This window comes from Crenobacter oryzisoli (assembly GCF_030385785.1).
GTDB lineage: Bacteria > Pseudomonadota > Gammaproteobacteria > Burkholderiales > Chromobacteriaceae > Crenobacter_A > Crenobacter_A oryzisoli.
In genome coordinates this window covers 1-9417 of sequence record NZ_JAUEDK010000083.1, presented here as the reverse complement: position 1 = coordinate 9417, position 9417 = coordinate 1, and the positions used below count along the sequence as shown (strand labels likewise).

Below are 9417 nucleotides of genomic sequence, written 5' to 3'. Positions count from 1 at the left end.
CTCGTTGTCGAGCCCGGCATAGCCGGCGTTCATCGAGCGTTTCACCACGATGGTGGTGCGCGCCTTGTACGCCTCCAGGATCGGCATGCCGTAGATCGGGCTGCCCTTGTCCTTCTGCGCCGCCGGGTTCACCACGTCGTTGGCGCCGATCACCAGCACCACGTCGGTGTTGGAGAAGTCGGAGTTGATCTCTTCCATCTCCAGCACCTGCTCGTACGGCACTTCGGCTTCGGCCAGCAGCACGTTCATGTGCCCCGGCATCCGGCCGGCCACCGGGTGGATCGCGTAGCGCACGTTGACCCCCTTCTCGGTCAGCTTGTCGGCGAACTCCTGCAGCGCGTGCTGGGCGCGCGACACCGCCAGGCCGTAACCCGGCACGATGATCACGCTGTCGGCGTTGCCCATCAGGAACGCCGCATCGTCGGCCGAGCCGGACTTGTAATTCTTCGGCCCGGACGCCGCACTGCCACCGGCGGCCGCCTCGGCGCCGAAGCCGCCGAGCAGCACCGACACGATCGAGCGGTTCATCGCCTTGCACATGATGTACGACAGGATCGCACCGGACGAGCCGACGCAGGCACCGGCGATGATCAGCACCGGGTTGTTCAGCGTGAAGCCGATGCCGGCGGCCGCCCAGCCCGAGTACGAGTTCAGCATCGACACCACCACCGGCATGTCGGCGCCGCCGATCGGGATGATCAAGGTCACGCCCAGCACCAGCGCCACCGCCAGCATCGCCAGGAAGGCGGCGTGGCTGTCGGTGACGAAGTAGGCGAGACCGAAGCCGACCATCGAGAGCGCCAGCACCAGGTTCAACAGGTGCTGGCCGCCGAACGACACCGCCTTGGAGCCGAACTTGCCGGACAGCTTGCCGTAGGCGATCACCGACGCGGTGAAGGTGATCGCGCCGATGAAGGCGCCGATGAACAGCTCGACCTTCTGGACCGGGGTGTGCTCCTGGCCGGTGTGGAAGATCGCGGCCACGGCGATCAGCACCGCTGACAGACCGACCAGCGAGTGCATCGCCGCCACCAGTTCCGGCATGCCGGTCATCTCGACCGTCTTGGCCTTCCAGGTGCCGATCAGCGCGCCGGCGGCGATCGCGCCACCGAGCAGCGCCCACACCGGCTTGTCCATGATCATCAGCGTGGTGACCACGGCGATCACCATGCCGATCATGCCGAAGGTGTTACCGCGTCGCGCCGAGGTCGGCGACGACAGCCCCTTGAGCGCGAGGACGAACAGCACCGCCGCGACCAGATAGAGAATTGCAGAAAGATTGATCATCGGGTCGGCTCCTTAGCGTTGCTTCTTCTTGAACATGTCGAGCATGCGCTGGGTCACCAGGAAGCCGCCGAAGATGTTGATGCTGGCGAGGAAGATGCCGATCGCGCCGAGCACCGAGGTCAGCGTGAGCTGTGCACCGTTGATGTCGACCACCTGCAGCAGGGCGCCGACGATGATGATGCCCGAGATGGCATTGGTCACCGCCATCAGCGGGGTGTGCAGCGCCGGGGTGACGTTCCAGACCACGTGGTAGCCGACGAACACGGCCAGCACGAACACGGTCAGGCTGGTGATAAACGGATCTACAACCATGAAACTCTCCTGAATGCGGTCACGCGCCGGCCTGGACGGCAGCCGGGGCGGCGGAAGCGGCGGCCGGGGCAGCCTGGCCGAAGCGCAGTTCGCCGGCGTGGGTCACCAGCGTGGCGGCCAGCAGCTCGTCTTCCAGATTGATCGAGAAGCCTTCCTTGGTGAGCATCAGGCTCAGGAAGGTCAGCAGGTTCTTGGCGTACAGCGCCGAGGCATCGCCGGCCATCAGGCCCGGCAGGTTGGCCGTGCCGACCACGGTGACGCCGTTGTCGGTGTGCACCACCTCGCCACAGCGGGTCGATTCGACGTTGCCGCCGCTCTCGGCCGCCATGTCGACGATCACGCTGCCCGGCTTCATCGCCGCCACGGTGGCGGCGGACAACAGGCGCGGCGCCGGCTTGCCGGGGATCAGCGCGGTGGTGATCACGATGTCGGCCTGCTTGGCGTGCTTGTCGACTAGCTCGGTCTGGCGGCGCTGGTAGTCCTCGGACATCTCCTTGGCGTACACGCCGTCGTTGGCGGCCTTCTCCGCGTCGGTCATCGGCACCTCGACGAACTTGGCGCCGAGCGATTCGACCTGTTCCTTGGTGGACGGCCGCACGTCGAACGCCTCGACCACCGCGCCGAGGCGCTTGGCGGTGGCGATCGCCTGCAGGCCGGCCACGCCGACGCCGAGGATCAGCACCCGCGCCGGCTTCACCGTGCCGGCAGCGGTCATCAGCATCGGCATGAAGCGCGGGTAATAGTGGTTGGCGAGCAGCACCGCCTTGTAGCCGGCGATGTTGTTCTGGCTGGACAGCACGTCCATGGACTGGGCGCGGGTGGTGCGCGGCAGCAGCTCCATCGCGAACGCCGACGCCTGCTTGGCGGCCAGCTTCGGCAGGTCGGGGTTGCTGTACGGCGCGAGCATGCCGATCAGCACCGCCCCGTCCTTCAGCTGCGCGATGTCCTCGGCGGGCAGCGCCCGCACCGTCAGCACGATGTCGCCGGCGGTCAGCGCCGCAGTCCGGCTGCCGACCAGCGAGGCGCCGGCTTCCTTATAGGCTGCGTCCAGCATGGCAGAAGCCACCCCGGCACCTTTCTCTACCACCACCGAATGCCCGAGGCCGACGAGCTTCTTCACCGTTTCCGGTGTCGCGGCGACGCGCGTCTCGCCGGCCAGACGTTCGGCCGGAATTGCGATCTGCATGTGGGTTCCTTTAATAAAACGATTTTGAGTTAATAACTGCATAAACCTGTTAGGGCGACCAGTGAGCGCATCCCTGCTTGTTACGTTTCTTCCTCTGCAAATGGGGTCGCTTACCCTGTCGAGGTGCAGAGAGTGGAAACAGAACGCAGTCACTCAACCCAAAGCCGCTTCTCCTGGGGGGAGCGACGGGGTAAACCCATGCTCCCACCTCGTGATTACGCAAATACGACCAACAAATCCTTGTTCGAAAGCCGCTGGCCTGAGCTCACCAGCACTTGCTTGATCACCCCGTCCCGCTCGGCCTTGATGGCCACTTCCATCTTCATCGCCTCGATGGTCAGCAGCGTGTCGCCTTTGGCCACGGTCTGACCCGGCTTGACCGCCACCGTGCTGACCATGCCCGGCATCGGCGCCCCGACATGGTGTGGGTTATCGGCATCGGCCTGAGGGTGGCTGGAGGCAGCCTGTACCCCCTCCTTGGCGACCTTGATCAAGCGCGGTTGGCCGTTCAGTTCGAAGAACAACTTGACGTGGCCATCGTTGGTCTCGGCTTTGCCCAGGAGTTGCACCACCAGCGTCTTGCCACGCTCCAGGTCGACCGAGAGTTCTTCGCCTTCGGTCAACCCATAGAAGAAGGCATGGGTCGGCAACACCGAGACATCGCCATAACGGGCCTGATGCTCGGCATACTCCTTGAACATCTTCGGATACATCAGGTGCGAGGCCAGTTCTGGCTCACTCGGATCGCGCCCGAGGAGTCCTTCGACCTTGGCCTTTTCTGCTTCCAGGTCGACAGCGGGCAGCAGTGCCCCGGCCCGCTGGGTCAGCGCCGGCTGACCCTTGAGCACCTTGCGCTGCAAGGCTTCCGGGAAGCCGTGTGCGGGGTATCCCAGTTCACCCTTGAACAGGGAGACCACCGATTCGGGGAAGTCGATCGCCCGGGCCGGATCGAGCACGTCCTCGGGACTCAGATCGTTCGACACCATGAAGAGCGCCATGTCGCCCACTACCTTGGAGGTCGGGGTGACCTTGACGATGTCGCCGAACAGCAGGTTGACCTGGGCATAGGCTTCGGCCACCTCGGGCCACCGCGCTTCGAGACCGAGCGAGCGGGCTTGCTCACGCAGGTTGGTGACTTGGCCGCCGGGCATTTCGTGGCGGTAGACCGCCGAGGTGCCGGCACGCATGTCCGCTTCGAACGGGGCGTAATGACGACGCACGCCTTCCCAGTAGTTCGACAGCTGCTGCAAAGCTGTCCGGTCCAATCCCGGTTCGCGCTCGCTGCCGGCCAGTGCCGCCACGATCGAGCCGAGGTTGGGCTGCGAGGTGAGGCCGCTCATCGCATCGAGCGCGCCGTCGACGGCGTCTACCCCCGCGTCGATCGCGGCCAGCACGCTTGCCGCCGCGATGCCGCTGGTATCATGGGTATGGAAGTGGATTGGCAGCCCGACTTCTTGCTTGAGGGCGGTGACCAGCGTGCGCACCGCACGCGGGGTGCAGATGCCGGCCATGTCTTTGATCGCCAGGATGTGGGCCCCGGCCCGCTCCAGCTGCTTGGCCATGTCGACGTAGTAACGCAGGTTGTAGCGCGGACGGGTGGTATCAAACAGGTCGCCGGTATAACAGATGGCGGCCTCGCACAGCGCCCCGGTCTCCCGCACGGCATCCATGGCCACCCGCATGTTCTCCACCCAGTTGAGCGAGTCGAACACGCGGAACAGATCGATGCCACCGGCTGCGGCTTGCTGGATGAAGTGGCGCACCACGTTATCCGGATAGTTGGTGTAGCCGACGGCGTTTGAGGCACGCAGCAGCATCTGCAGCAAGGTGTTGGGCACCGCCTCGCGCAAACCGGCCAGGCGCTGCCACGGGTCTTCCTTGAGGAAACGCATGGCGACATCGAACGTGGCGCCGCCCCAGCATTCCAGCGAGAACAGTTGCGGCGCCAACTGCGCGTAATACGGGGCGATCGCCAACATGTCCCGGCTACGCATGCGCGTGGCGAACAGTGACTGGTGGGCGTCGCGCATCGTGGTGTCGGTGATCAGCACCTGCGGCTGTTCGCACATCCACTGGGCGAATCCCTCCGCCCCCAGTTCTTTCAGCCGGTCACGGGTACCGGCGGGCAGTGGGGGGGCCAGTTTGACTTCGGGCAGCGGTGCCGGCCCCGGCATCGGGCAGGGGGCTGTCCGCCCCTTCATCTCCGCGTTGCCGTTGACGGCCACGTCACCGAGGAAGTTGAGCAACTTGGTGGCGCGGTCCTTGCGTGCGTCGAAGTGGAACAGTTCGGGGGTGTTGTCGATGAAGCGCGTCGTGCACTGGCCGGAGGTGAACAGCGGGTGTGCGATCACGTTTTCCAGGAACGCTAGGTTGCTCGACACCCCGCGGATGCGGAATTCGCGCAGCGCGCGGTCCATGCGGGAATTGGCCTCGGCGGCCGTGTGGCCCCAGGCGGTGACCTTGACCAGCAGGGAGTCGTAGTACGGTGTAATCACCGCTCCGCTGTACGCGGTGCCCCCGTCTAGGCGCACGCCAAAGCCGGCCGCGCTGCGGTAGGCAGTAAGGCGACCGTAGTCTGGGGTGAAGCCGTTTTCCGGATCCTCGGTGGTGACACGGCACTGCAGTGCGTGACCGGACAGGCAAATGTCGTCCTGCGCCGGTACAAAGCTCTCATCGGTGCCAATCTTCGCGCCTTCCGAGATACGAATCTGCGCCTTGACAATGTCGACCCCGGTAACCGCCTCGGTCACCGTGTGCTCGACCTGGATGCGCGGGTTGACCTCGATGAAATAGAACGCCCCGGTGTCGGCGTCCATCAGGAATTCGACGGTGCCGGCATGGGTGTAGCCGACCGCTTCGGCCAGCCTCAGAGCAGACGCGCACAGCTCGGCTCGTTGCGCATCAGAAAGATAGGGGGCCGGCGCGCGTTCCACCACCTTCTGATTACGGCGTTGTACGGAACAGTCGCGCTCGAACAAGTGCACCAGGTTGCCATGGGTGTCCCCGAGAATCTGCACCTCGACGTGATGGGCGCGGTGTACCAGTTTCTCTAGATACACCTCGTCGTTGCCGAACGCGGATTTAGCCTCGCGCCGCGCCACTTCCATGGCGTCGGCCAGCTCGCCCTCGTGCTCCACCACGCGCATGCCACGCCCCCCTCCGCCCCAGCTTGCCTTGAGCATCAGCGGGTAGCCTACCGCCTTGGCCATGCGTTGTGCCTCGGCCAGCTCATAGGGCAGGGCCCCGGTGGCCGGCACTACCGGTACCCCCGCGGCCTGGGCGAGTTCACGTGCGGAAACCTTGTTGCCGAGCTGGCGCATCACTTCGGGCCGAGGGCCGATGAATTGAATGCCTGCTGCCGCACAGGCCTCGGCGAATTCGGGATTCTCGGACAGGAAACCGTAGCCGGGGTGGATGGCGTCGACGTTCGCTTCCTTGGCGATGCGGATAATGTCGTCGATGTCGAGGTAGGCCGCAATCGGCTTTTTACCTGCGCCGACACGGTAGGCCTCATCAGCCTTGAAGCGGTGCAGAGCGAGCTTGTCCTCTTCGGCGTAGATGGCGACGGTGCGGATGTTCATTTCCGCGGCGGCGCGCATCACGCGGATGGCGATCTCACTGCGGTTGGCGATCAGGAGGCTACGAATGGGTTTCATGGGCAGACGTGCTCGATAAAGTCCATGTACAGGTTCGCAGCGCTCAGCGAACCTTTTGAAATTTGAAAAAGGAGAACGCCGAAACGTTCGCTAAAGCTCGCTTCAAGAAAAGAGAGTTCTGTACGGTATCCAAGCGGATCAATTGCTAAGGGACTGACCATACTTTCCCTCAAACGGAACCTGACTTGAGGGAGCAATATTCAGATTGCTCAAGCCAACTGATCGACCAGAGGCTTCTTAAAGCCACTAACAAAATCCCCTTGGCGTTGTTATACGGCCTTGCCGTCCGACTTGTACTGTCTGCGGCCGCACGCCTAGCCAAGGCCACTTCGCAGAGTTTTGCTAGTGGTTCTTGAAAGAGCAGGAAACGTAGAGAAAAGTAATGTTCTGCCATGGCGTGACTGTCCTGATTGAAGGTCCGCCATGCAACGCGAGAGATACTGATCTTGTTTTCGAATCAATCTAAGCGAGTCTGCGATCTCGTTTACCCCCCACTTTGAGTGGGCTGAAGGGTTCTTTGGGGGGAGACTATGAACTTGTCTAGGTGGCATGCAGTAGACGCGGTGCTCCATTCGTATTTCTGCAAATGGCTCATACCACCGTGAAACTCGCCTCGGAACCCCGCTTAAAAATTCAGCAGGTGGCATAAGCGTTCTCTTAAATTTCCAATGCTTTTCAACTCGCAGGGGGGGGGGCTGCATGCTGTTGGAGTAGGTTCGAAAAGTCTGCAGGCTGGCCATAATGCTGAGTTAGTAACAATAGACCCACCCCCCTGCATTAGAGGGGGGCTTCAGCAATTATCTTCAGTTAGATTCGCGTTTCATGATTCATCGGTAAGCTTGTCCAACATGTCCTGACTGGTAAAATTCTTTGTAATATCAATGGATTGCGATATTTTTTGGTAGGGGTGTCTTTCTTTCAGTCCGTCGGCGAAGGCTGATTTGAAACCGTTCGGATGTGCGGATTTAGATCCGCTAACAAAACCCTGCTGGCATTATTTTGCTGTATTGCAGTACGCCTTTGTACTGACTTTGGCGCCGCGCCTAGTCAAGGTCAGCTACGCTGAGTTTTGTTAGCGGTTGTTAATGCCCTAATTTGCCAGGCAAGCGCTTGCTTGTTTTTGTGTAAGTGACATGGTTGGCTGTGCCGAATGACTCTGCGATATGGTCGAAACCAGGTCGCGGACAGGTGGTTATTGCTAGAGAAAGGAAATGCTAATGCTTACCCCAGGTGCCCGCTTCCGCGAAGCGGTCGAAACTGAACACCCCCTGCAGATCGTTGGCGCGATCAACGCCTACAGCGCACTGCTCGCCGAACACAGCGGCTTCAAGGCCCTCTACCTGTCCGGCGGCGGCGTCGCAGCCGCCTCCAACGGCATCCCCGACCTGGGCATCACCCAGCCGGAAGACGTGCTGATCGACATCCGCCGCATCACCGACGTGACCGAACTGCCGCTGCTGGTCGACATCGACACCGGCTGGGGCGGCGCGTTCAACATCGCCCGTACCGTCCGCGCCGTCGAAAAAGCCGGCGCCGCCGCGGTGCACATCGAGGACCAGGTGCAGGCCAAGCGCTGCGGTCACCGCCCGAACAAGGCGATCGTGCCGCAGGCCGAGATGGTCGACCGCGTCAAGGCGGCGGTGGATGCGCGTCGCGACGACCGCTTCGTGATCATGGCGCGCACCGACGCGCTGGCGGTCGAGGGGCTGGACGCGGCGATCGAGCGCGCGGTGGCGTGCGTCGAGGCCGGCGCCGACATGATCTTCCCCGAGGCGATGACCGATCTGGCGATGTACCGCCGCTTCGCCGAGGCGGTGAAGGTGCCGATCCTGGCCAACATCACCGAGTTCGGCGCCACCCCGCTGTTCACCACCGAGGAGCTGGCGTCGTCCAACGTCGGCATGGTGCTCTACCCGCTGTCGGCGTTCCGCGCGATGAGCCAGGCGGCGCTGAACGTCTACCAGGCGATCCGCCGCGACGGTTCCCAAGCGAATGTGGTCGACACCATGCAGACCCGTGCCGAGCTGTACGAGCATCTGGGCTACCACGCCTACGAACAGAAGCTCGACGCGCTGTTTGCCGACGGCAAGAACAAGTAAGCCCCCGATCCAGCCATTCAGATCGAGTCTGCATTAAGGAGAAACCCCAGATGAGCGAAGCTACCCTCGTCAGCAAACCGAAGAAGTCGGTTGCCCTGTCCGGCGTCGCCGCCGGCAACACCGCGCTGTGCACCGTGGGCCGCACCGGCAACGACCTGCACTACCGCGGCTACGACATTCTCGACATCGCCGAGCGTTGTGAATTCGAAGAAGTGGCCTACCTGCTGGTGCACGGCAAGCTGCCGAACCCGGCGGAACTGGCCGGCTACAAGCAGAAGCTCAAGGCGCTGCGCGGCCTGCCGGCGTCGGTGAAGGCGGTGCTGGAAGCGCTGCCGGCCTCGGCGCACCCGATGGACGTGATGCGCACCGGCGTGTCGGCGCTCGGTTGTACCCTGCCGGAGAAGGACGACCACAACATCGCCGGCGCGCGCGACATCGCCGACCGGCTGATGGCCTCGTTCGGCTCGATGCTGCTGTACTGGTACCACTTCAGCCACAACGGCAAGCGCATCGACGTGGAAACCGACGACGACTCGATCGGAGGCCACTTCCTGCACCTGCTGCACGGCGAGAAGCCGAGCGAACTGTGGGTGCGGGCGATGCACACCTCGCTGATCCTGTACGCCGAGCACGAATTCAACGCGTCGACCTTCACCGGCCGCGTGATCGCCGGCACCGGGTCGGACATGTACTCGAGCATCACCGGCGCCATCGGCGCGCTGCGCGGTCCGAAGCATGGCGGCGCCAACGAGGTGGCGTTCGAGATCCAGCAGCGCTACGAGAACCCGGATGAAGCCGAGGCGGACATCCGTGCCCGCGTCGAGCGCAAGGAAGTGGTGATCGGCTTCGGCCACCCGGTGTACACCATCGCCGACCC

The 9417-nt window shown here is 63.2% G+C and carries 6 protein-coding genes; 2 read left to right on the top strand and 4 right to left on the bottom strand.

Going from position 1 to position 9417, the window contains the following annotated elements:
• The 4 genes from QU481_RS22915 to QU481_RS22900 all read right to left on the bottom strand — a co-directional run.
• On the bottom strand, positions 1-1287 hold a 1287-nt coding region (locus QU481_RS22915; RefSeq protein WP_289831493.1), incomplete at its 3' end, for an NAD(P)(+) transhydrogenase (Re/Si-specific) subunit beta.
• Between the two features lie 12 nt (positions 1288-1299).
• Positions 1300-1599 carry a proton-translocating transhydrogenase family protein gene (locus QU481_RS22910; RefSeq protein ID WP_289830336.1) on the bottom strand — a complete coding sequence of 100 codons (300 nt, stop codon included), beginning with the start codon at positions 1597-1599 and terminating at the stop codon, positions 1300-1302.
• Positions 1600-1618: 19 nt separating this feature from the next.
• Positions 1619-2785: a Re/Si-specific NAD(P)(+) transhydrogenase subunit alpha gene (locus QU481_RS22905; RefSeq protein ID WP_289832293.1), complete on the bottom strand. Its 1167-nt coding sequence runs from the start codon at positions 2783-2785 to the stop codon at positions 1619-1621.
• A gap of 215 nt (positions 2786-3000) precedes the next feature.
• Positions 3001-6441, bottom strand: a complete 3441-nt coding sequence (locus QU481_RS22900; protein ID WP_289832292.1) for a pyruvate carboxylase — start codon at positions 6439-6441, stop codon at positions 3001-3003.
• Positions 6442-7658: 1217 nt separating this feature from the next.
• On the opposite strand from QU481_RS22900, the gene prpB reads away from it, so the two are divergent.
• The gene (gene prpB, locus QU481_RS22895) at positions 7659-8540 is read left to right on the top strand and encodes a methylisocitrate lyase (protein ID WP_435382756.1); all 882 of its coding nucleotides are present in this window, start codon (positions 7659-7661) and stop codon (positions 8538-8540) included.
• Between the two features lie 50 nt (positions 8541-8590).
• A partial coding sequence (locus QU481_RS22890; protein ID WP_289831529.1) for a citrate/2-methylcitrate synthase occupies positions 8591-9417 on the top strand: 827 nt, incomplete at its 3' end.

Excerpts from the sequence above, each read along its gene's own strand:
- QU481_RS22910 (WP_289830336.1), bottom strand. The coding sequence starts at position 1,599 with ATGGTTGTAGATCCGTTTATCACCAGCCTGACCGTGTTCGTGCTGGCC.
- QU481_RS22905 (WP_289832293.1), bottom strand. The coding sequence starts at position 2,785 with ATGCAGATCGCAATTCCGGCCGAACGTCTGGCCGGCGAGACGCGCGTC.
- QU481_RS22900 (WP_289832292.1), bottom strand. The coding sequence starts at position 6,441 with ATGAAACCCATTCGTAGCCTCCTGATCGCCAACCGCAGTGAGATCGCC.
- prpB (WP_435382756.1), top strand. The coding sequence starts at position 7,659 with ATGCTTACCCCAGGTGCCCGCTTCCGCGAAGCGGTCGAAACTGAACAC.